The sequence below is a fragment of the Siccibacter turicensis LMG 23730 genome (assembly GCF_000463155.2).
GTDB classification, from domain to species: domain Bacteria; phylum Pseudomonadota; class Gammaproteobacteria; order Enterobacterales; family Enterobacteriaceae; genus Siccibacter; species Siccibacter turicensis.
The window spans coordinates 1-304 of sequence record NZ_AWFZ01000056.1 but is presented as its reverse complement, the minus strand read 5'-3'; the positions used below and the strand labels follow the sequence as shown (position 1 = coordinate 304).

Below are 304 nucleotides of genomic sequence, written 5' to 3'. Positions count from 1 at the left end.
TCATCCTCTCAGACCAGCTAGGGATCGTCGCCTAGGTGAGCCGTTACCCCACCTACTAGCTAATCCCATCTGGGCACATCTGATGGCATGAGGCCCGAAGGTCCCCCACTTTGGTCCGAAGACGTTATGCGGTATTAGCTACCGTTTCCAGTAGTTATCCCCCTCCATCAGGCAGTTTCCCAGACATTACTCACCCGTCCGCCACTCGTCAGCAGAGCAGCAAGCTGCTCCCTGTTACCGTTCGACTTGCATGTGTTAGGCCTGCCGCCAGCGTTCAATCTGAGCCATGATCAAACTCTTCAAT

General features: G+C 54.6%; 1 rRNA gene. It reads right to left on the bottom strand.

Going from position 1 to position 304, the window contains the following annotated elements:
* A 16S ribosomal RNA gene (locus tag DW58_RS17960) occupies window positions 1-304 on the bottom strand; the annotation flags it as partial.